The sequence below is a fragment of the Pseudomonas sp. L7 genome, from assembly GCF_046605565.1.
Lineage (GTDB): Bacteria > Pseudomonadota > Gammaproteobacteria > Pseudomonadales > Pseudomonadaceae > Aquipseudomonas > Aquipseudomonas wayambapalatensis.
The window spans coordinates 3,364,897-3,383,708 of sequence record NZ_CP176784.1 but is presented as its reverse complement, the minus strand read 5'-3'; the positions used below and the strand labels follow the sequence as shown (position 1 = coordinate 3,383,708).

The following is an 18,812-nucleotide window of genomic DNA, read 5'->3' as shown; positions in this document are numbered from 1 at the left end:
CCATGCATGCCAAGGTCGTAGTGGTCGGCAGCCTCAACATGGACCTGGTGGCCCGTGCCGAGCGTCTGCCGCGTGGCGGCGAAACCCTCGCCGGCGACAGTTTCTTCACCGTACCCGGTGGCAAGGGTGCCAACCAGGCCGTTGCTGCCGCGCGCCTGGGGGCGAGCGTGGCCATGGTCGGCAATGTCGGCGATGACGCCTATGGCCAGCAGTTGCGCCAGGCGCTGGAGGCAGAAAAGATCGATTGCCAGGCCGTGAGCGTCTGTGCAGGCGTATCCAGCGGTGTGGCGCTGATCGTGGTGGATGCCACCAGCCAGAACGCCATCGTCATCATCCCGGGCGGCAATGGGCTGCTGACCCCCGAGTCGGTGCAGCGCTTCGATGCGTTGCTGCAGAGCGCCGAGGTGATCATCTGCCAGCTCGAAGTGCCGCCTGCCACTGTGGAGTGGACGCTGGCCCGCGGTCGCGAGCTGGGCAAGACGGTCATCCTCAACCCGGCACCGGCAACGGGCCCACTGCCGCGGGAGTGGTTCGCCCATATCGACTACCTGATCCCCAACGAGAGCGAGGCCGAGGCCTTGACCGGCCTGTCGGTGAGCGATATCGACAGTGCTCGCTGCGCCGCCGAGCGCCTGCGCGAATGGGGTGCGAGCAAGGTCATCGTCACCCTGGGTGCCGAAGGGGCGCTGTTCGTCAGTGAGGGCGGCAGCCGTCATTTCCCGGCAACCAAGGTCAAGCCACTGGACACTACGGCGGCAGGCGACACCTTCGTCGGCGGCTTCGCTGCGGGGCTTGCCTGCGGGCTGCAGGAGGGCGAGGCGATCGTGCGTGGCCAGCGGGCTGCGGCCATCTCGGTCACCCGCGCGGGGGCGCAGCCATCCATTCCCTTCCTCAAGGAGTTGTCGCCATGAAGAAGACCGCGCTGCTCAATATCGCCCTGTCACGCACCATTGCCGGTCTGGGGCATGGCGACATCCTGGTGATCGGCGATGCCGGCCTGCCGGTGCCGCCAGGTGTGGAGCTGATCGACCTGGCATTGACGCCGGGCATTCCGGACTTTGCCAGCGTGCTGCGCGTGGTGCTCAGCGAAATGCAGGTGGAGCGGCATGTGTTGGCCGACGAGATTTTCAGTGCCGCACCGCCTGGGCTGGTGGGGGTCGAGGAGCAACATGCGCTGGGCTTGCTCGGTGAGCGCGAGCGTATGCCCCATGATGAATTCAAGGCCCTGAGCCGACGGGCGCGGGCGGTGATTCGCACGGGGGAATGCAAGCCCTACAGCAATATTGCGTTGATTGCGGGCGTCACGTTCTGAGGTAGTCGGCGGATGTGCCGGCCTATCGCGTGACGCGCCCTCTGAAACAGACCAAACAATAAAAGCAAAGGAGTGAAGCGGGATGTTGATCAACAAAGCCAAACGTTTGCTACAAGGAGTCGTGCTTATGTCCACGATGGCTGCTGCCAGTGCATTCGCCGCCCCGCGTGACCTGATCATCGACACTGACCCCGGCGCCGACGATGTCGTGGCCTTGTTCCTGGCCATGGCTTCGCCTGAGGAGCTGAAGATCCGCGCCATCACCACCGTCGCCGGCAATGTGCGCCTCGACAAGACCTCCCGCAATGCGCGCCTGGCGCGCGAATGGGCCGGTCGTGAAGACATTCCGGTATACGCCGGGGCAGGGCGCCCACTGGTGCGTGCGCCGATCTACGCCGCCGATGTCCATGGCGAGGAAGGCTTGACGGGTGTCGCGGTGCATGAGCCCAAGCAGCCTCTGGCCAAAGGCAACGCCGTGCAGTATCTGGTCGACACCCTCGATGCCGCCGAACCCCACAGCATCACCATCGCCATGCTCGGCCCGCAGACCAACCTGGCCCTGGCGCTGATCCAGAAGCCGGAAATCGTCAAGGGCATCAAGGAAGTGGTGATCATGGGTGGCGCCCACTTCAATGGCGGCAATATCACCCCGGTGGCCGAGTTCAACCTCTACGCCGATCCGCACGCTGCCGAAGTGGTGCTGGCCAGCGGCGTCAAGCTGACGTACCTGCCGCTGGACGTGACCCACAAGATCATCACCAGCGACGCACGTCTCAAGCAGCTCGCCGCTGTCGGCAACGACGCCAGCAAGAAGGTGGTGGACATCCTCAACGCCTACATCAAGTACGACATGGACAAGTACGGCATGAGTGGTGGCCCGGTACACGACGCCACCGTCATCGCCTACCTGCTCAAGCCAGAGCTGTTCAGTGGCAAGCAGATCCACATGACCGTCGACAGCCGCGAAGGCCCGACCTTCGCCCAGACTGTCGCCGACTGGTACGGCGTGCTCAAGCAGCCGGCCAACGTGATGTGGATCGAAAATGGTGACGCCCAGGGCTTCTTCGACCTGCTCAGCGCGCGCCTGGCTCGATTGAAATAGTGTCGTGCGGCGCGTAGCGCTCGAACACCTGTTCGATGAAGCTGCGCGCCGCCTCGCTGCCACGATCGCGCACCAGCAGGTCGATGGCGATCAGCAGCAATTCTTCCGGAGTGCCCGGGCTGTAGGCACTCTGGCCCTCGGCCCATTTGACCTTGATGTCGGCGTCTATGCTGTGGGTGTTCATGCGGGTACTCGCGACTGTGCCTGGTGCCTGGGGTCGAACACCGGCTCCTGGCGTTCGCGGGGGAGGCGAGACGCACTCCACGTCTGCCAAGTAAATCATGCCTTTGCAGCCGTTGCGCTGCGACTTAAGCATAAGCAGGCCGCTCGCCCTAACCAATCGCCACGGTGCAAAATCCGGTCACGATTGCTTTTGGCCTCATCTGGCGAGATCAGGCAGACTTGAGCGGTTTTGCAACAAACTGTAAGCGGAGCGGTCGCATATGACAGTTCCCAAGATCGATTAGGAGGATTCATGTTCCGTACCCGCGCTTCCCTGGCGACCTTGCTGATGGCTGCCGTCCTGGCTGGTTGCAGCACCGGTGGCTCGTCTGATGGCGGCAGCGCCGCGCCGGCGATCCCCGTCGGTGGTGATGGCCGTTGCAGTGCCAGCGGCGCCGATTTCACCGTCGGCAAGCCGGGCACGCCCGAGCTGCTGGAGCAGGCCCGCAAGGCAACTGGCGCGCAGATCGCCCGGATCCTCAAGCCCCATGATGTCGTCACCCTGGAATACCGCTCCGACCGTTTGAACCTGAACGTCGATGAGCAGGGCAAGGTCATTCGCGCCAACTGTGGCTGATCGCCTGTGAGGGCTGGCCTGTCCAGGTAGCTCGAGCCCATAAAAAACCCGCCGGTGAAGGCGGGTTTTTTTACTGCGGTATCCGAATTACTCCGGACGAACCTGAGCAGCCTGCATGCCCTTCTGGCCTCTTTCGGCTACGAAGGAAACAGTCTGGCCTTCTTTCAGGCTCTTGAAGCCGTCGGATTCGATGGCCTTGAAGTGTACGAACAGGTCGTCGCCGCCGCCTGCTGGGGTGATGAAGCCGTAGCCTTTCTCATCATTGAACCATTTGACGGTGCCTTGTTGGCGATTGGACATGAGGTGAATCTCCAGAACATTTAGTTTTTCAGTGGTGCAATGCGGCCGAGGCTACGGAGCACCGGCAACATCATAGTCTAATTCTGCTTATGTAGCGCTCTTTACCTTAGCCGGATACTGATCTGGCGCAAACAATGCGCGATCGGTACGGCTCGGCGGGTCATCATTTTGGCTTGCAGGCGGCCTGTACTACGGTCTGAGCCTTCTGCATCAGCGCAGCGTCGACGCCGTCCTTGCTGTCGAGGTCCTGGATCTCCTTGTCGGTGAAATTCTTTTTGATGGCTTGGGCGCCGCAATCGCAGTGCTTCTTCGCCGTCGCGGCGTCCACGCCCTGGCCGGTCGCGACTTGCTGGCACTGAGACATGTACGCCTGCTCCTTGCCGGCGGGGAAGTTACCTGCGTTGGCGGCCAGTGGCAGCAGCAGGACGCTCGCGGCACACGCGGCCAGAAGAGACTGAACTCGCATAACCAGACACTCCTTGGGTTAGGTCTCATCAAGAGTAGGATGCTTCAGAGGGTCTGATAGGAATTTTTCCGTACAAGTTCACCGCCCCGGCGTAAATTCCAAATATTTCTGCGTCAGGCGCAGGCCGCGTGCTAGCATGCCCGGCTTGCAGCTGCTCACGTCCAGCGCGCAAGTTATCTTTCCAGTCACTCTGGTTCGCCCCTGACAGGCCGAAAGGCTTCTGCCGCTGTGAGGCAGGCTTTCCCCCGGGAAAGGCAGGTCGGATCTTGTACTGGCTCATCCCAACCCACGTGACCTTTGGTAGGGGTCACCACTAGGAGAGGAGGCGCCATGCCCACTATTACTCTTCCCGATGGCAGTCAACGCTCGTTCGACAAGGCCGTAACCGTAGCTGAAGTTGCCGCATCCATTGGTGCAGGCCTGGCAAAGGCCACCTTGGCCGGCAAGGTCGACGGCAAATTGGTCGATGCCTGCGACCTGATCGAACACGACGCCACCCTGCAGATCATCACCCCCAAAGATGAAGAGGGACTGGAGATCATCCGTCACTCGTGCGCCCACCTGATCGGCCACGCGGTGAAGCAGCTGTACCCGACCGCCAAGATGGTGATCGGTCCGGTGATCGACGAAGGCTTCTATTACGACATCGCCTACGAGCGTCCTTTCACCCCCGAGGACCTCACTGCCATCGAACAGCGTATGCACCAGCTGATCGACAAGGACTACGACGTCATCAAGAAGATGACCCCGCGTGCCGAAGTCATCGATGTGTTCAGCACCCGTGGCGAAGACTACAAGCTGCGTCTGGTCGAAGACATGCCGGACGAGCAGGCCATGGGCCTGTACTATCACGAAGAATACGTCGACATGTGCCGTGGCCCGCACGTGCCGAATACCCGCTTCCTCAAGGCGTTCAAGCTGACCAAGCTGTCCGGCGCCTACTGGCGCGGCGACGCCAAGAACGAGCAGCTGCAGCGGGTGTATGGCACCGCCTGGGCTGACAAGAAGCAGCTGGCGGCCTATATCCAGCGCATCGAAGAAGCCGAAAAGCGCGACCATCGCAAGATCGGCAAGCAGCTCGATCTCTTCCACCTGCAGGAAGAAGCCCCGGGCATGGTGTTCTGGCACGCCAACGGCTGGACCGTCTACCAGGTACTCGAGCAGTACATGCGCCAGGTCCAGCGCGAGAATGGCTACCAGGAAATCAAGACCCCGCAGGTCGTCGACCGCATCCTCTGGGAGCGTTCCGGCCACTGGTCCAACTATGCCGAGAACATGTTCACCACCTCGTCGGAAAACCGCGACTACGCGGTAAAACCGATGAACTGCCCATGCCACGTGCAAGTGTTCAACCAGGGCCTGAAGTCGTACCGCGACCTGCCGCTGCGCCTGGCCGAATTCGGCGCCTGCCACCGCAACGAGCCGTCCGGCGCCCTGCACGGCATCATGCGCGTGCGCGGTTTCGTGCAGGACGATGCCCACATCTTCTGCACCGAAGAGCAGGTGAAGAAGGAAGCGGCTGATTTCATCAAGCTGACCCTGGACGTGTACAAGGACTTCGGCTTCACCGACGTCGCCATGAAGCTGTCCACTCGTCCGGCCAAGCGTGTCGGTTCCGAAGAGCTGTGGGACCGCGCCGAAGGCGCGCTGGCCGACGCCCTGAACGAATCCGGCCTGGCCTGGGAATACCAGCCGGGCGAGGGCGCGTTCTATGGTCCGAAGATCGAGTTCACCCTGCGCGACTGCCTCGGCCGTAACTGGCAGTGCGGTACCCTGCAGTACGATCCGAACCTTCCGGAGCGTCTGGATGCCAGCTACATCGCCGAAGATAACGCCCGTAAGCGTCCTGTGATGCTGCACCGCGCCATTCTCGGCTCCTTCGAGCGCTTCATCGGCATGTTGATCGAGCACTACGCTGGTGTGTTCCCTGCGTGGCTGGCGCCGACCCAGGCGGTGATCATGAATATCACCGACAAGCAGGCCGATTTCGCCCTCGAAGTGGAAAAAACGCTGAATGGAAGCGGTTTCCGTGCCAAGTCCGACTTGAGAAATGAGAAGATCGGCTTTAAAATCCGCGAGCATACGTTGCTGAGGGTCCCGTACCTTTTGGTTATAGGGGACCGCGAAGTCGAAACGCAAACCGTCGCTGTGCGTACTCGCGAAGGCGCAGACCTGGGCTCCATGCCTGTCGCGCAATTCGCTGAGCTCTTGTCGCATGCGGTTTCCCGGCGTGGTCGCCAAGAATCGGAGTAATGACTATTAAGCGTGAAATGAGAAACGATAAACGAACTGCACCTAAGGCACCGATCAACGAGAATATCTCGGCACGCGAGGTTCGGTTAATTGGCGCTGATGGCGAGCAGATTGGCATCGTCTCGATTGATGAAGCGCTTCGTATCGCTGATGAAGCGAAGCTGGATCTGGTGGAAATCTCCGCTGACGCAGTCCCGCCTGTTTGCAAGGTGATGGACTACGGCAAGCACCTCTTCGAGAAGAAGAAGCAGGCCAACGAAGCGAAGAAGAACCAGAAGCAGATCCAGATTAAAGAAATCAAGTTTCGTCCAGGGACGGAAGAAGGGGATTACCAGGTAAAACTACGCAACCTGGTACGTTTCCTTACCGATGGGGACAAGGCCAAGATCTCTCTGAGATTCCGCGGCCGTGAGATGGCCCACCAGGAGCTGGGTATGGAACTGTTGAAGCGGGTCGAAACCGACCTCGTCGAATACGGGACCGTCGAACAGCATCCTAAGATGGAAGGACGCCAGCTTATGATGGTCATCGCTCCCAAAAAGAAGAAGTAATCTCCCGGGCACGGCAGGCCTGATGATTATTGTGTAATTTTATCGAATGCGGAGTTCCAACATGCCAAAAATGAAAACCAAGAGCGGTGCTGCGAAGCGTTTCCTGAAAACCGCTTCCGGCTTCAAGCACAAGCACGCTTTCAAGAGCCACATCCTGACCAAAATGTCGACCAAGCGTAAGCGTCAACTGCGCGGTGCCAGCCTGCTGCACCCGTCTGACGTGGCAAAAGTCGAGCGCATGCTGCGCGTACGTTAATTTCGGTCAAAGATAGAGGAAGTTACTCATGGCTCGTGTAAAGCGTGGCGTCATCGCTCGTAAGCGTCACAAGAAAATTCTGAAACTGGCTAAAGGCTACTACGGTGCACGCTCGCGCGTATTCCGCGTTGCCAAGCAAGCGGTCATCAAGGCAGGCCAATACGCCTACCGTGACCGTCGCCAGAAGAAGCGTCAGTTCCGCGCTCTGTGGATCGCTCGTATCAACGCCGGTGCCCGCACCAACGGTCTGTCCTACAGCCGTCTGATTGCTGGCCTGAAAAAGGCGTCGATCGAAATCGACCGCAAGGTTCTGGCCGACCTGGCAGTGAACGAAAAAGCGGCGTTTGCTGCGATTGTCGAGAAAGCTAAAGCCGTCCTGGCTTAAGTACCCGCGACAATCATCCGCCGGCACCCTGTGCCGGTGGGTGTAAAACGTCATCGATAGGGGAAGAGCCTTCAAAGCTCTTCCCCTATTTTCGTATCTGGAGTCTGTACATGGAAAACCTGGACGCGCTGGTCTCCCAAGCCCTCGAGGCCGTGGAACGCGCTGAAGACATCAATACCCTGGAACAGATCCGGGTCCAATTTCTCGGCAAGAAGGGCGAGCTGACCCAGGTGATGAAGACCCTGGGCAACCTGCCAGCCGAAGAGCGCCCCAAGGTCGGTGCGCTGATCAACGACGCCAAGGAACGCGTCACTGACGTGCTCAACGCACGCAAGGCCGCCTTCGAAGAGGCTGAGCTGAACGCTCGCCTGGCTGCCGAATGCATTGATGTCACCCTGCCAGGCCGTGGCCAGGCCACCGGTGGCCTGCACCCGATCACCCGTACCCTCGAGCGCATCGAGCAGTTCTTCACCCACATCGGCTACGGCATCGCCGAAGGCCCAGAGGTCGAAGACGACTACCACAACTTCGAAGCGCTCAACATCCCAGGCCACCACCCGGCCCGGGCGATGCACGACACCTTCTACTTCAATGCCAACATGCTGCTGCGCACCCATACTTCGCCCGTTCAGGTGCGGACCATGGAAAGCACCCAGCCGCCGATCCGCATTGTCTGCCCCGGCCGCGTATACCGCTGCGACTCGGATATCACCCACTCGCCGATGTTCCACCAGATCGAAGGCCTGCTGGTCGATCGCGACATCAACTTCGCCGACCTCAAGGGCACCATCGAAGAGTTCCTGCGGGTGTTCTTCGAAAAAGAGCTGGCAGTGCGTTTCCGCCCGTCGTTCTTCCCCTTCACCGAGCCGTCCGCCGAAGTCGATATGGAGTGCGTGATGTGCTCCGGCAAAGGCTGCCGCGTGTGCAAGCAGACCGGTTGGCTGGAAGTGATGGGCTGCGGCATGGTCCACCCGAACGTACTGCGCATGTCCGGTATCGACCCGGAAGAATTCTCCGGCTTCGCCTTCGGCATGGGTGTCGAGCGCCTGGCCATGCTGCGCTATGGCGTCAACGATTTGCGTCTGTTCTTCGACAACGACCTGCGGTTCCTGGCGCAATTCCGCTAGGCCACACCTCGACGCAATCTTCAGGAGAACAGCATGAAATTCAGTGAACAGTGGCTGCGCGGTTGGGTAAACCCGCAAGTCTCCCGTGACGAACTGGTCGCCCGCCTGTCCATGGCCGGCCTGGAAGTCGACAGCGTCACCCCGGCGGCTGGCCAGTTCAGTGGCATCGTGGTGGGCGAGATCCTCGCCACCGAACAGCACCCGGATGCCGACAAGCTGCGCGTCTGCCAGGTCAGCAATGGCCAGGAAACCTTCCAGGTTGTCTGTGGCGCCCCCAACGCACGTCCCGGCATCAAGATTCCGTTTGCCATGATCGGCGCCGAACTGCCCGGCGACTTCAAGATCAAGAAGGCCAAGCTGCGCGGTGTCGAGTCCTTCGGCATGCTGTGCTCGGCCGCCGAGCTGCAGATCAGCGAAGAGAACGACGGCCTGCTGGAGCTGGCACCCGACGCGCCGGTGGGTGAAGACATTCGCCAGTACCTCAATCTGGACGACGCCAGCATCGAAATCGGCCTGACCCCCAACCGCGGCGACTGCCTGTCGGTGGCGGGCCTGGCGCGCGATGTCAGCGCACTGTACGACGTCCCGGTCAGCCGTCCGGTGGTTCCGGCCGTCGCGCCTGCCCACGACGAAGTACGCCCGGTTGAAATCAGCGCCCCCGCTGCTTGCCCGCGTTACCTGGGCCGTGTCATCCGCAACGTCGACCTGAGCAAGCCGACCCCGCTGTGGATGGTCGAACGCCTGCGTCGTAGCGACGTGCGCAGCATCGACGCTGCCGTCGACATCACCAACTACGTGATGCTCGAGCTCGGCCAGCCTATGCACGCCTTCGACCTCGCTGAAATCAACGGCGGCATCCGCGTGCGCATGGCCGAGGAGGGTGAGAAGCTCGTCCTGCTCGATGGTCAGGAAGTCGCCTTGCGGAGCGACACCCTGGTCATCGCCGACCATACTCGCGCCCTGGCCATCGCCGGCGTCATGGGTGGCGAACACAGCGGCGTCAACACCGAGAAGACCCGCGACCTGTTCCTGGAAAGCGCCTTCTTCGAGCCAGTATCGGTCGCTGGCAAGGCCCGCTCCTATGGCCTGCACACCGATGCCTCGCACCGCTACGAGCGCGGCGTCGACTCGCAACTGGCCCGCGAAGCCATGGAGCGCGCTACCGCCCTGGTGCTCGAGATCGTCGGCGGCGAAGCCGGCCCGATCGTCGAAGCCGTGAGCGAGCAGCACCTGCCCAAGGTTGCCCCGGTCACCCTGCGCGCAGAACGCGTCAGCCAGATGCTCGGCATGGACATGGCCCCGGCCCAGGTCGAACAACTGCTCAACGCCCTGGAGCTGAAAACCAGCGCCAATGGGGCAGGGGTGTGGACTGTCGAGATTCCGAGCCACCGCTTCGACATCAGCCTCGAAGTCGATCTGATCGAAGAGCTGGCACGCCTGTACGGCTACAACAACCTGCCGGTCCGCTACCCGCAAGCCCGCCTGGCCCCCAAGGCTCGCTCGGAATCGCGCGGAGAACTGCCGATTCTGCGTCGCCTGCTGGTCGCCCGCGGCTATCAGGAAGCCATCACCTACAGCTTCATCGACCCCAAGCTGTTCGAGCTGTTCACCCCTGGCGTCGAGCCGCTGATGCTGGCCAACCCCATCTCCAGCGACATGGCCGCGATGCGCGCCTCGCTGTGGCCGGGCCTGGTCAAGGCGCTGCAGCACAACCTCAACCGCCAGCAAGACCGCGTGCGCCTGTTCGAAAGCGGCCTGCGCTTCGTCGGCCAGTTGGGCGACCTCAAGCAGCAACCGATGATCGCCGGCGTGATCACCGGCAGCCGCCTGCCGGAAGGCTGGGCCAACGGCCGTGACAGTGTCGATTTCTTCGACATGAAGGCCGACGTCGAAGCCCTGTTGGGCTACTCCGGCGCGCTCGCCGACTTCAGCTTCAGCGCAGGAAAGCACCCAGCCCTGCACCCCGGCCAGACCGCCCGCATCGAGCGCGACGGCAAGGAAGTGGGTTACCTGGGCGCTATCCACCCGGAGCTGGCAAAGACCCTGGGCCTTGAGCGTCCGGTGTTCGTCTTCGAGCTGGTGCTGGGTGAAGTGGTCGAAGGCCGGCTGCCGAAATTCAGCGAACTGTCCAAGTTCCCTGAAACCCGTCGTGACCTGGCGTTGATCGCAGGACGTGACGTGGCGTCGAGCGCCGTGCTTGAAGTAATTCGTGACAATGCAGGGGAATGGCTCACAGACCTCAGGCTGTTTGATGTCTACCAGGGTAAAGGTATTGATCCTGATAGAAAAAGCCTCGCGGTCGGCTTGACCTGGCAGCATCCATCGCGCACTCTTAACGACGATGAGGTGAACACCACCCTGCAAAATATCCTCACCTCGCTCGAACAAAGGTTGAACACCACGTTAAGGAAATAACGGCATGGGTGCTCTGACGAAAGCTGAGATGGCCGAAAGGCTGTACGAGGAGCTGGGGCTTAACAAGCGCGAGGCCAAGGAGCTGGTCGAGTTGTTTTTCGAAGAGATTCGTCACGCGCTTGAGGAGAACGAGCAGGTCAAGTTGTCCGGATTCGGCAACTTCGACCTTCGCGACAAACGCCAGCGGCCGGGCCGCAACCCCAAGACAGGGGAAGAGATCCCGATCACCGCGCGGCGCGTCGTCACCTTTCGTCCAGGGCAGAAACTGAAAGCCCGGGTTGAGGCCTATGCTGGAACCAAGCCATAACGACGAGCTGCCCCCCATTCCGGGCAAACGCTACTTCACCATTGGTGAAGTCAGCGAGCTCTGTGCGGTAAAACCGCATGTGCTGCGTTACTGGGAACAAGAGTTCCCGCAGCTCAACCCGGTCAAGCGCCGCGGAAACCGACGGTATTATCAGCGTCAAGACGTGCTGATGATTCGCCAGATCCGCGCCTTGCTGTATGACCAGGGCTTCACCATTGGCGGTGCGCGCTTGCGCATGTCCAGTGATGAGGCCAAGGATGACACGACCCAGTACAAGCAGCTGATTCGGCAGATGATTGCGGAGTTGGAGGATGTGCTGGTGGTGTTGAAGAAGTGACCTGCTTGGCGATGAGTGGATTTTTTTAAAAAAAAGCTTCCATTATTCAAAAGGTTAGGTTAGATTTCTTACCGTTCTCAGCGGTATTGAGAATAGAGTCGGGGCGTAGCGCAGCCCGGTAGCGCACTTGCATGGGGTGCAAGGGGTCGAGTGTTCGAATCACTCCGTCCCGACCAATAATCCCAATGACTTAGCCACCTTAGGGTGGCTTTTTCATTTCTGCGTGTGGGGAGTTTTTCGGGACTTCATCCGATTTTCCTCTTCAAGATCGTCAACACCGGCCCGCGAGAGTCAGTTGTTGATACCATGTTCGCAGCCTCAATCAGCTTGCCCAGCTCAGCGCCGGAATAGTGGCTGGTGATGCTGCCGTTCTTGTGCCCGAGCAGTGACTTCCGATCTTCTTCAGTAACGCCTGCGGCGCGCAGTCGGCGACCGAAGGTGTGCTTCAAGTCATGAATCCTGATCGATGCGTCAGGCGGCGATCGGGTACTGCTTGGCCAGGGCCAGCTGCACTGTCGCGATGATGCGGCAGAGGTAGGCCCAGTCCGGGTTGGGTTCCATGGCGTCGGCCGGCAGGTTCCACCAGTCGTCACCGAACACGCGGTGCATGAACTCGCGGTGGGCGCCGCCGCACTCATCAAGCGAGCTGGTGTGGCGAACATCCTCGGCCTCGTCGAGCATGTTCCGGGCGTCTTCTGCGTCCAGGTCCCGGTCACGCCGCATTTGCACGATCACCTTCCGCGCTTTGTCGGCCAGGGCCTCGGCGCTGAACCGGCGAGAGCTCAGCGACCGGTCGAAGTAGCCGATGATGTAGGCGTCGTGCAGCTTGCAGAAGAACTGGCCGATGGTCAGGCCATCCCACATGTCGCCCCAGTAGGCGTGCCAGGTCTTGTCGTAGCAGCTGACGGTGATCTTGCCTTTGCAGGGTTCGAAGTCTTCGAAGTAGACGCTGATCGGGTCCAGGCCTTCGGCGCCGGTGATCAGCAGCTTGGTGACGGTCGAGGTCTCGACTTGCATTGCGGTACTCCATGCATGCGCCGCCCTCCGTGGCCGGATGCGGCATGGGTTAGATAGTAAAAATGGGCAGCGCCTGTGTTAACTTAACGACACATTGTCAGCGGACTTATCGAAGTGCTCACAGTATTTCCCGAGTTTTTGTTAGGAAGAATTTCACTTAGAAAGATACTTCCTTCACACATAAGCGATGTGTACAAGGCGCTTTCCAACCCCCAAGTGATCGCCCACTATGGCGTTTCATATTCGAGCCTTGCCGAGACTGAAGAGCAAATGCGGTGGTTTGAGCGAATCGTCACCGAGAGGTCTGGCATCTGGTGGGGAATATCACTAATCAACAACCAATCATTGATAGGGGCTTGCGGCTTTAACAATGTGTGCCATGAGCACCGAAAAGCAGAGATAGGGTACTGGTTGATGCCGGAGTACTGGCGTCGCGGTCTACTATCTGAGGCTCTGCCGTCAATGATTGACTACGGATTCAACACAATGGGCTTGCACCGTATTCATGCAGATGTTGAGCCGGAGAATGAGCCCAGTTGCGCTCTTTTGAGGAAGTTTGGATTCAAGCTTGAAGGGACTTTGCGCGATGTGGAATTCAAAGACGGGAGGTTCTTAAGTCTCCATCAATATAGTTTGCTTTCTACAGACTCTAGACTGCGCCTAGATGACGCCCTCAAAAAGTAGTCGTTGATAGCTCAGGTGTTGTTGCTTAGTGAGGCTAGTTGTGCTTTGCCCGGTTCACATGGGAAAAGCGCGCCCATTGTGGACGCCACGGTCATAGGCAGAATCTTCGCTGGCAAGTTGTAAGGCAACAGTGCGGACTAAGCCAGGTGCGATAATCTCGTCGCCCGGATCATGCCGAATCATCAGCATGCTTTTCCGGTCGAAGACTAGGGCCAGGCGCGGCGAAATGCTGATCTCATGCCGCGGCGGGGTCAGAAACTTCGCCGCGTGCTGCCGGCCAAGGACATGGATGCCGTGAACCAGCGCTTCGATGATCTGCCCGTGGGTAGCATCGGCCCACCCGCAAATCGCTCGCAGGTGCTGGCCTGTTCGCTTCCTGGCCGAAAGCCGCAACGACTCGGTGCGCGCCACATTCCGGTGAGCTTCGATTTCGTGGCGCGTGATCCTGAACAGTGCATAGTGCCCAAGCGCTTCGACGTGATGAATCATCAGCGTCATCGCCTCGCCCTGTTCCTCGATCCCGGCCCACTCCATCAGTTACAGCAGGGCCTGTTTAGTCCCTGGTCGAACCTTCAAGCGCAGGTCTTCTTCCTGCAAGCGCTCGGCCATGGCCCTGCGCTTTTCGTCACGCTGCTGCTGCGTCAGAGCCATCATCGCCTCCATTGCGCACAAAGCGGGTGCCTGGGGCGTACTCCAGCAGGTCGCACACCCGGTTGATGATCTTGAGCGCGGCATCGAACACCTTCGCGTCGTGCGGCTCGCGGGCCAGGCGCTTCATGTTCGGCTGGTGCTCGAGGCAGACCTTGTCGACCAGGCGCCGCGCCAGCCTGCGGAGGTGATCGGCGCTGTCGTGCACGCGCAGGCTTAGCGCGAAGGCCAGGGCCACGTCATCAGGCCGGTACTGGCCGCCACTGACCTGTTTGTGGTTGGGACCGTGCTAGGCACTGGAGCGGGAAGTGACAAGGCTAATCGTGTGCTGGTCGCACGCGAACTCACCCGCCAGATCGGCAGCCGAAGTGAGGAAACCCGAGCCGCCACCATCAATGCACTTCTGGACAAGGTGGCACCAGGCGAGCGGACCCAGGACTTTGAGCTCGTCGCTCGAAGCCTGACTGCCATCGGGGCAGACGATCCGGAAAAAGTGCTCGGCATCTTGAGCGTGATGAATCGCGCCAACCTTGTGCAACAAAGCCAGCAAAACATCGTCCCTGCCGTTTGGGCCGGCTATGTACTGATGGGGGCACTCGCGACCACGCTGACTGCCACTCAGTTACCTCCCGAGCGCCAGGCCGAGATGCAGGCGGCGGTATCGAGTGCCATTGACTCGATCGAGTCGAATGTGCGCGACCTGAATCAGCGTGCCGAAATGGTTAAGCTGATTGTGGATGTCGCCATTGAAAACGTCGGCTTGCCGATACATGTGCTTGACCCGAGTTTGAAGAAGTACGAAGGTCTGCTGGTCGAAGCGGGTAAGCAGAATCCCGGCAGCGGGGGCTATGCTGGCGGTGAGCAGCCGACCAGCACATCGCATACAGGCGGCAATCAGCTTGATGGGCAGCCGGGGAGGGAGATCTACGTCACTCCCGGGCATCAGCTGAATCCGGGTGCCGTTTATTCGGAGGGCGCTGGAGATAGCGGTGCAGGTGCTAAAGACCTCGGGAAGATTTCATTTGATGCGGCTAACGGTGTGGGAACCATATATTCACCAAAAGTAACTCTGAAGGCCGGTGAAGTTATTTTCGACGATTTTGCTGTTGGGACATCGAAAGGTTTTATAGGTCATGGCTCCGATGGAGCTGCGGAGCTTGTGGGGCCGCTTAAGGAGCTTTTAGCTTACACTCAAGCTAAATGGGGGGAGACTGTCACGCTCAGAGGTTATTATGCATCGGAAGAGGGAGCCGCGCTGGGGGCGGGAAAAGTAGGAGAAAAATTTTCCTTCAGTTTCCCTGCAACGAAAGAAGGACTGCGCGAGTTTTTAAAAGGGCTAGAGCAGTGAGCGGAATTATGGCAATTGAGAAGTATTTGCAGAGCCTGCAGGCCTCCGGCTACGGCGAATATCCAGAGCCTCAAAGCGATTTACTATTGGGGGCGAGCGTGTACAAATTGCCCTTGAATGAATCCGGTATAGAGTTGTTTGAAAATGGTTTCAGGGTTGATGGTCGGATGGTGCAAGTGAAAGTTGTTATTTCAGGAGTTCTGAAAATAACGAGCCATCTCTCCGCAAAGGTGTTCTCTGAGGCTTCAGCGAGTCAGCGTGTGGATACCCTTGTTCCTATGGAGATACACACAAAAAACGCAATGTTGGTACTGAGTGTGCCATTGCTCATTTATTCGCGACTGTTAATAATTTTTAATGAAATGTGGCGCCGCCATAGGGGCTAGCCTAGGTGGCGTTCATGTTGATAGGGGAATTGTTTTTCGGATGCTGCAAGAGCCAGGACAAGCTTCAAGGGGGTGACGAGTATGATGTACTTTACGGAAGTTTAATTGCTGATGCCTGGGTTATAGGATGTGAGTAAGCTGGCTTTAGATTGATCCCATTAATCGTGATGCTTTTCATTCCCTCGAAACTTTTTTGGCAGAGTGAAGCCATTTACCGCTCCTGCTACCCTCGACTCCAATAGCCCACCGGTACCTCATTCACCAACCACACACCATTGTCCGCTTGGTAGAAACGCGCGCCGGCTTCGCGCATCTTCGATGTATTTATCACCAGCAATACGGGTTCTCCGTAGCGTCTACCCACGCCCAGCGCCGTTTCTGGGTCTTCACTCAGGTGCACATGGTGGCGAGAACCGGCAACCAGACCCTGTACCTCAATGGACGCCATGAAACGGCTGGCGGTTCCGTGGTAGAGCAGGGCGGGTGGGGTCTTTTCGACATGTTGGAGGGCGACCTGAGTCGTGCTGTGGCCTTGGGCGGCGCGGATATATCGCGCATCGTCCGAAAGGGTGAAGCGCTTCTTGTCGTTGGTTTCAACCACGTCGTGCAGGGCGGCGCGGTCAAAACTGCGTCCTTGCTCAGCGGCATTACGCAATAGTGTATCCACCTCGGCCCAACCTTCGCGGTCCAGGGTCAAGCCGATGGAGTGCGGAGCATGGCGTAGCACATAGCTGAGATACTTACTGAGTTCGTCGCGTTGTTTCTTGTTCAAGGCAATGATCCTTTTGTCTTAATCCTTTTTTTAGCGCGGTGATTGTGATCCCTAACATGCCGCTGCTCAAGTAGTGCCGCTCGCTTGACGGCCACCACGCACGCCTTTAATGTCCCGGCGCGTCCATCCGGGCAAACCTCAAAAGGAGTTGTAATGAACACGATGTCATTGTGCGCCGGTGCCTTGCTCGGGCTTTTCATGGTCGGTTGCGCGGTGCAGGACAAGCTCGACACCAGTCGCCTGACCCGTTTCGATGAGTACCACGCCAACCTTGAGGCCAATGGTGCGCGCTATACCCTCGACGCCTACATCATTCCGTTCTACCAGCCGTTCTTCATCACCGTCGAACGTGACGATGGCAAGCCGATGGATCTTGCCGAAGCGGCTGCGGTCGCCCAGCCGTATATCGTACCGCGCGGCTGTACGCAGCCTGCCGTGCGGCGCCCTGATCTGGACCGCAGCAATGCGGCCAAGACCCAATGGATCGTTGGCATCGAATGCTAACGCCAGTGGCAGCGCCACTTCCGAAGCGGCGCAGCAAATAGTCAAAGCCTTGCTGATACTAGGGGGCTCCAGGCTTTCATCCCGCGATCCAGATTTCGGGTAGCTATGTTTACGACTGTCCGCGTTGCTGTGCCAGAGGATGCGAGCCTCTTACTCTCAATCGAGCGTTCTGCCGCGCAAGCCTTTCGTGTGTTTGAAGGGTTAAGCTGGCTCGCTGATTCTCCTCCTATGCCGCTTGAACGGCATCTTGAGCTCATCGAGCGCTCGACGTGCTGGGTGGCCATCGATGCTGAAAATCGTCCGCAAGGATTTCTCAGTGCCGATATCTACGGTACAGACCTTCATATCCATGAACTTTCCGTTCGACACACCCTGCAAGGGCAGGGCATAGGGCGACAGCTCGTTCAAGCGGCGCAGGCTTATGTTGAGATCAATGAGCTGCATGCGCTGACTCTCACAACCTTCAAAGACGTACCGTGGAATGCTCCGTTCTACGCTCGTCTCGGTTTTCAGATTGAATCCGACCAATGCGTCGATGAAAGGCTGTCAACACTGTTGAATGAAGAGTATGAACACGGATTTCCCGTGGGAAGCAGGTGTGCAATGGTCTGGAGAGCGGGCTAGCAATGTTGAAGAGCGGCACTGGGAGCGGTGGTGTTTCGAAGGCTCAATCCACCCACCGCCACAGCGGCTCATCCAGCAACCCGACCCCACGCAACTGCGTCTGCCCCTGATCCTTCTCAAGCTCCAGCACATTGCACCCCTCACACGCGGTCAGCGCGTCGATCAGCGGCCTGCTGTGCGACACCACCCACACCTGGCTGCGTTGCGAGGCGCGGATGATCAAGCGCGCCAGCGCCGGCAGCAGGTCGGCATGCAGGCTGGTTTCCGGTTCGTTGAGCACCATCAGTGACGGTGGTCGAGGCGTCAGCAGGGCCGCGACCAGCAACAGGTAACGCAAGGTGCCGTCCGACAGCTCCGTCCCGCCCAGCGGGCGCAACAGCCCGTGCTGGTGAAGCCTTACGCTGAACAGCCCGCCGGGTGGTGCATCGATCTCCAGGCGGCTGCCGGGAAATGCGTCATCCAGCGCGGCAACCAGGTCTTCGACGTCACCAATCTCGATGATGGTCTGCAGTGCCGAGGCGAGGTTGCGGCCGTCGTGGTGCAGTACGGGCGAGCGGGTGCCTAGCTGTGGCTGGCGACAGGGGGCGTCGCGGTCGATGCGGAAGTGATCGTAGAAGCGCCAGCTGTTGATGAACGCGCGCAGCTCGCCGATCTCCGGGGCCTGGCGGGGGCGGCCGACGATGTTGAAGAAGCTTTCGCTGCTGTCGGCATGCTGGTCGAGTACGGACCAGCTGTTGCCTTCGCGGGCGCGTACCAGGGCGTTCTTGCGCTCGACCAGCAGGGAGGAGGGGCGGTAGGCGCCGGCGCCCCAGATGGCTTCGCACTTGATCTCGGGGTCGAGCATGAATGCGCTCGGGTAGGGCAGCGGGATGGGTAGGCCCAGGGAGATGGCGAAGCCGAAATCCTCGGTGGCGAAGCCCAGGCGCAGGCGTCTGACGTCGGTGGGGTGCTGGCCTTGGATGGGCACTTCGCCGCGCTTCATGCGGGCGCTGGTTTCCGGGCCGGCCCACCAGGTCGAGTCGAGGCCGCCTTCGCGGGCGAGGGCTTCGATCACGCCGCCTTGGGCGGTTTCGGCCAGCAGGCGCAGGGCTTTGTACAGGTTGGATTTGCCGCTGCCGTTTGCACCAGTCACCAGGTTGAGTTGGCCTAGCGGCATGACGAGGTGCTTTATCGAGCGGTAGTTGCCGATGGCGAGGGTGGTGAGCATGCGGGGCGTCCT

Annotated in this window: 24 protein-coding genes, 1 tRNA gene and 2 pseudogenes; 18 read left to right on the top strand and 9 right to left on the bottom strand. The window is 59.7% G+C overall.

What is annotated here, in order from left to right; all coding sequences use genetic code 11:
- The first annotated feature begins 2 nt into the window (after positions 1-2).
- The 3 genes from rbsK to ACK3BK_RS15360 all read left to right on the top strand — a co-directional run bounded on the left by rbsK (position 3) and on the right by ACK3BK_RS15360 (position 2,414).
- Positions 3-911: a ribokinase gene (gene rbsK / locus ACK3BK_RS15370; protein ID WP_411382772.1), complete on the top strand. Its 909-nt coding sequence runs from the start codon at positions 3-5 to the stop codon at positions 909-911.
- A complete protein-coding gene (gene rbsD / locus ACK3BK_RS15365; protein WP_186720906.1) occupies positions 908-1,312 on the top strand; it encodes a D-ribose pyranase in 405 nt (134 codons plus the stop codon). Before rbsK ends, rbsD begins: the two co-directional genes overlap by 4 nt.
- A gap of 136 nt (positions 1,313-1,448) precedes the next feature.
- Positions 1,449-2,414: a nucleoside hydrolase gene (locus ACK3BK_RS15360; RefSeq protein WP_186669157.1), complete on the top strand. Its 966-nt coding sequence runs from the start codon at positions 1,449-1,451 to the stop codon at positions 2,412-2,414.
- Here the strand turns inward: ACK3BK_RS15360 and ACK3BK_RS15355 are convergent.
- Positions 2,386-2,598 carry a hypothetical protein gene (locus ACK3BK_RS15355; protein ID WP_186669091.1) on the bottom strand — a complete coding sequence of 71 codons (213 nt, stop codon included), beginning with the start codon at positions 2,596-2,598 and terminating at the stop codon, positions 2,386-2,388. The two genes, ACK3BK_RS15360 and ACK3BK_RS15355, sit on opposite strands and share 29 nt — an antisense overlap.
- A 291-nt stretch (positions 2,599-2,889) precedes the next feature.
- Here ACK3BK_RS15355 and ACK3BK_RS15350 point away from each other — a divergent pair, with 291 nt between their 5' ends.
- Positions 2,890-3,213 carry an I78 family peptidase inhibitor gene (locus tag ACK3BK_RS15350; protein WP_411382771.1) on the top strand — a complete coding sequence of 108 codons (324 nt, stop codon included), beginning with the start codon at positions 2,890-2,892 and terminating at the stop codon, positions 3,211-3,213.
- An 87-nt stretch (positions 3,214-3,300) separates the two neighbouring features.
- On the opposite strand, the gene ACK3BK_RS15345 is transcribed toward ACK3BK_RS15350, so the two are convergent.
- Entirely contained in the window at positions 3,301-3,513 is a 213-nt protein-coding gene (locus ACK3BK_RS15345) for a cold-shock protein (RefSeq protein WP_003250656.1), read from the bottom strand.
- 163 nt (positions 3,514-3,676) lie between these two features.
- Positions 3,677-3,979, bottom strand: coding sequence for a hypothetical protein (locus ACK3BK_RS15340; protein WP_186669096.1), 303 nt, complete (start codon positions 3,977-3,979; stop codon positions 3,677-3,679).
- Positions 3,980-4,309: 330 nt separating this feature from the next.
- Here ACK3BK_RS15340 and thrS point away from each other — a divergent pair, with 330 nt between their 5' ends.
- The 9 genes from thrS to ACK3BK_RS15295 all read left to right on the top strand — a co-directional run bounded on the left by thrS (position 4,310) and on the right by ACK3BK_RS15295 (position 11,786).
- Positions 4,310-6,232: a threonine--tRNA ligase gene (gene thrS, locus ACK3BK_RS15335; protein ID WP_186720904.1), complete on the top strand. Its 1,923-nt coding sequence runs from the start codon at positions 4,310-4,312 to the stop codon at positions 6,230-6,232.
- On the top strand, positions 6,232-6,783 hold the full coding sequence (gene infC, locus ACK3BK_RS15330) for a translation initiation factor IF-3 (RefSeq protein WP_172964767.1): 552 nt from the start codon (positions 6,232-6,234) through the stop codon (positions 6,781-6,783). Before thrS ends, infC begins: the two co-directional genes overlap by 1 nt.
- 61 nt (positions 6,784-6,844) lie before the next feature.
- Positions 6,845-7,039 (top strand): 50S ribosomal protein L35, encoded by a 195-nt coding sequence (gene rpmI, locus ACK3BK_RS15325; protein ID WP_003250667.1) that lies wholly within the window; start codon positions 6,845-6,847, stop codon positions 7,037-7,039.
- Positions 7,040-7,067: 28 nt separating this feature from the next.
- Positions 7,068-7,424 (top strand): 50S ribosomal protein L20, encoded by a 357-nt coding sequence (rplT, locus tag ACK3BK_RS15320; RefSeq protein ID WP_003250671.1) that lies wholly within the window; start codon positions 7,068-7,070, stop codon positions 7,422-7,424.
- A 110-nt stretch (positions 7,425-7,534) separates the two neighbouring features.
- The gene (pheS, locus tag ACK3BK_RS15315) at positions 7,535-8,551 is read left to right on the top strand and encodes a phenylalanine--tRNA ligase subunit alpha (protein ID WP_054892050.1); all 1,017 of its coding nucleotides are present in this window, start codon (positions 7,535-7,537) and stop codon (positions 8,549-8,551) included.
- A 33-nt stretch (positions 8,552-8,584) separates the two neighbouring features.
- A complete protein-coding gene (gene pheT, locus ACK3BK_RS15310) occupies positions 8,585-10,966 on the top strand; it encodes a phenylalanine--tRNA ligase subunit beta (protein ID WP_411382770.1) in 2,382 nt (793 codons plus the stop codon).
- Positions 10,967-10,970: 4 nt separating this feature from the next.
- Positions 10,971-11,273 (top strand): integration host factor subunit alpha, encoded by a 303-nt coding sequence (ihfA, locus tag ACK3BK_RS15305; protein WP_003250679.1) that lies wholly within the window; start codon positions 10,971-10,973, stop codon positions 11,271-11,273.
- The gene (locus tag ACK3BK_RS15300; RefSeq protein WP_054892048.1) at positions 11,254-11,610 is read left to right on the top strand and encodes a MerR family transcriptional regulator; all 357 of its coding nucleotides are present in this window, start codon (positions 11,254-11,256) and stop codon (positions 11,608-11,610) included. Before ihfA ends, ACK3BK_RS15300 begins: the two co-directional genes overlap by 20 nt.
- 99 nt (positions 11,611-11,709) lie before the next feature.
- Positions 11,710-11,786: transfer RNA gene (locus ACK3BK_RS15295), tRNA-Pro, on the top strand.
- A 69-nt stretch (positions 11,787-11,855) separates the two neighbouring features.
- On the opposite strand, the pseudogene ACK3BK_RS15290 reads toward ACK3BK_RS15295, so the two are convergent.
- Together ACK3BK_RS15290 and ACK3BK_RS15285 are read right to left on the bottom strand one after the other, a co-directional pair.
- A pseudogene (locus ACK3BK_RS15290) lies at positions 11,856-12,089 on the bottom strand (site-specific integrase); the annotation flags it as partial.
- Positions 12,082-12,627: a hypothetical protein gene (locus ACK3BK_RS15285; RefSeq protein WP_411382769.1), complete on the bottom strand. Its 546-nt coding sequence runs from the start codon at positions 12,625-12,627 to the stop codon at positions 12,082-12,084. The pseudogene ACK3BK_RS15290 and the gene ACK3BK_RS15285, both read right to left, overlap by 8 nt.
- Before the next feature lie 114 nt (positions 12,628-12,741).
- On the opposite strand from ACK3BK_RS15285, the gene ACK3BK_RS15280 reads away from it, so the two are divergent.
- Positions 12,742-13,311, top strand: a complete 570-nt coding sequence (locus ACK3BK_RS15280; RefSeq protein WP_411382768.1) for a GNAT family N-acetyltransferase — start codon at positions 12,742-12,744, stop codon at positions 13,309-13,311.
- Positions 13,312-13,365: 54 nt separating this feature from the next.
- Here the strand turns inward: ACK3BK_RS15280 and ACK3BK_RS15275 are convergent.
- Both ACK3BK_RS15275 and ACK3BK_RS15270 read right to left on the bottom strand, forming a co-directional pair.
- Positions 13,366-13,962, bottom strand: a pseudogene (locus tag ACK3BK_RS15275) (hypothetical protein).
- A complete protein-coding gene (locus ACK3BK_RS15270; protein WP_411382767.1) occupies positions 13,937-14,197 on the bottom strand; it encodes a hypothetical protein in 261 nt (86 codons plus the stop codon). The pseudogene ACK3BK_RS15275 and the gene ACK3BK_RS15270 overlap by 26 nt, the downstream one beginning before the upstream one ends.
- Before the next feature lie 87 nt (positions 14,198-14,284).
- On the opposite strand from ACK3BK_RS15270, the gene ACK3BK_RS15265 reads away from it, so the two are divergent.
- Complete coding sequence (locus ACK3BK_RS15265) at positions 14,285-15,307, top strand: hypothetical protein (protein ID WP_411382766.1); 1,023 nt, start codon at positions 14,285-14,287, stop codon at positions 15,305-15,307.
- A gap of 8 nt (positions 15,308-15,315) precedes the next feature.
- The gene (locus tag ACK3BK_RS15260; RefSeq protein ID WP_411382765.1) at positions 15,316-15,693 is read left to right on the top strand and encodes a hypothetical protein; all 378 of its coding nucleotides are present in this window, start codon (positions 15,316-15,318) and stop codon (positions 15,691-15,693) included.
- 223 nt (positions 15,694-15,916) lie between these two features.
- On the opposite strand, the gene ACK3BK_RS15255 is transcribed toward ACK3BK_RS15260, so the two are convergent.
- A complete protein-coding gene (locus ACK3BK_RS15255; protein WP_186710128.1) occupies positions 15,917-16,465 on the bottom strand; it encodes an RNA 2'-phosphotransferase in 549 nt (182 codons plus the stop codon).
- A gap of 153 nt (positions 16,466-16,618) precedes the next feature.
- Here ACK3BK_RS15255 and ACK3BK_RS15250 point away from each other — a divergent pair, with 153 nt between their 5' ends.
- Both ACK3BK_RS15250 and ACK3BK_RS15245 read left to right on the top strand, forming a co-directional pair.
- On the top strand, positions 16,619-16,969 hold the full coding sequence (locus ACK3BK_RS15250; RefSeq protein WP_411382764.1) for a hypothetical protein: 351 nt from the start codon (positions 16,619-16,621) through the stop codon (positions 16,967-16,969).
- Positions 16,970-17,074: 105 nt separating this feature from the next.
- Positions 17,075-17,593: a GNAT family N-acetyltransferase gene (locus ACK3BK_RS15245; RefSeq protein WP_411382763.1), complete on the top strand. Its 519-nt coding sequence runs from the start codon at positions 17,075-17,077 to the stop codon at positions 17,591-17,593.
- A gap of 43 nt (positions 17,594-17,636) precedes the next feature.
- On the opposite strand, the gene ACK3BK_RS15240 is transcribed toward ACK3BK_RS15245, so the two are convergent.
- Positions 17,637-18,800 (bottom strand): AAA family ATPase, encoded by a 1,164-nt coding sequence (locus tag ACK3BK_RS15240; protein WP_186669116.1) that lies wholly within the window; start codon positions 18,798-18,800, stop codon positions 17,637-17,639.
- Between the last annotated feature and the right edge of the window lie 12 nt (positions 18,801-18,812).

Bases quoted from the DNA above. Each gene is read 5' to 3' on its own strand.
- rplT (WP_003250671.1), top strand. From the start codon at position 7,068: ATGGCTCGTGTAAAGCGTGGCGTCATCGCTCGTAAGCGTCACAAGAAA.
- ACK3BK_RS15340 (WP_186669096.1), bottom strand. From the start codon at position 3,979: ATGCGAGTTCAGTCTCTTCTGGCCGCGTGTGCCGCGAGCGTCCTGCTG.
- ACK3BK_RS15345 (WP_003250656.1), bottom strand. From the start codon at position 3,513: ATGTCCAATCGCCAACAAGGCACCGTCAAATGGTTCAATGATGAGAAA.
- ACK3BK_RS15260 (WP_411382765.1), top strand. From the start codon at position 15,316: ATGGCAATTGAGAAGTATTTGCAGAGCCTGCAGGCCTCCGGCTACGGC.
- ACK3BK_RS15285 (WP_411382769.1), bottom strand. From the start codon at position 12,627: ATGCAAGTCGAGACCTCGACCGTCACCAAGCTGCTGATCACCGGCGCC.
- ACK3BK_RS15300 (WP_054892048.1), top strand. From the start codon at position 11,254: ATGCTGGAACCAAGCCATAACGACGAGCTGCCCCCCATTCCGGGCAAA.
- rbsD (WP_186720906.1), top strand. From the start codon at position 908: ATGAAGAAGACCGCGCTGCTCAATATCGCCCTGTCACGCACCATTGCC.
- ACK3BK_RS15360 (WP_186669157.1), top strand. From the start codon at position 1,449: ATGGCTGCTGCCAGTGCATTCGCCGCCCCGCGTGACCTGATCATCGAC.
- infC (WP_172964767.1), top strand. From the start codon at position 6,232: ATGACTATTAAGCGTGAAATGAGAAACGATAAACGAACTGCACCTAAG.
- ACK3BK_RS15355 (WP_186669091.1), bottom strand. From the start codon at position 2,598: ATGAACACCCACAGCATAGACGCCGACATCAAGGTCAAATGGGCCGAG.
- thrS (WP_186720904.1), top strand. From the start codon at position 4,310: ATGCCCACTATTACTCTTCCCGATGGCAGTCAACGCTCGTTCGACAAG.
- ACK3BK_RS15245 (WP_411382763.1), top strand. From the start codon at position 17,075: ATGTTTACGACTGTCCGCGTTGCTGTGCCAGAGGATGCGAGCCTCTTA.
- pheT (WP_411382770.1), top strand. From the start codon at position 8,585: ATGAAATTCAGTGAACAGTGGCTGCGCGGTTGGGTAAACCCGCAAGTC.
- rpmI (WP_003250667.1), top strand. From the start codon at position 6,845: ATGCCAAAAATGAAAACCAAGAGCGGTGCTGCGAAGCGTTTCCTGAAA.
- ACK3BK_RS15350 (WP_411382771.1), top strand. From the start codon at position 2,890: ATGTTCCGTACCCGCGCTTCCCTGGCGACCTTGCTGATGGCTGCCGTC.
- rbsK (WP_411382772.1), top strand. From the start codon at position 3: ATGCATGCCAAGGTCGTAGTGGTCGGCAGCCTCAACATGGACCTGGTG.
- ACK3BK_RS15240 (WP_186669116.1), bottom strand. From the start codon at position 18,800: ATGCTCACCACCCTCGCCATCGGCAACTACCGCTCGATAAAGCACCTC.
- ACK3BK_RS15250 (WP_411382764.1), top strand. From the start codon at position 16,619: ATGAACACGATGTCATTGTGCGCCGGTGCCTTGCTCGGGCTTTTCATG.
- pheS (WP_054892050.1), top strand. From the start codon at position 7,535: ATGGAAAACCTGGACGCGCTGGTCTCCCAAGCCCTCGAGGCCGTGGAA.
- ihfA (WP_003250679.1), top strand. From the start codon at position 10,971: ATGGGTGCTCTGACGAAAGCTGAGATGGCCGAAAGGCTGTACGAGGAG.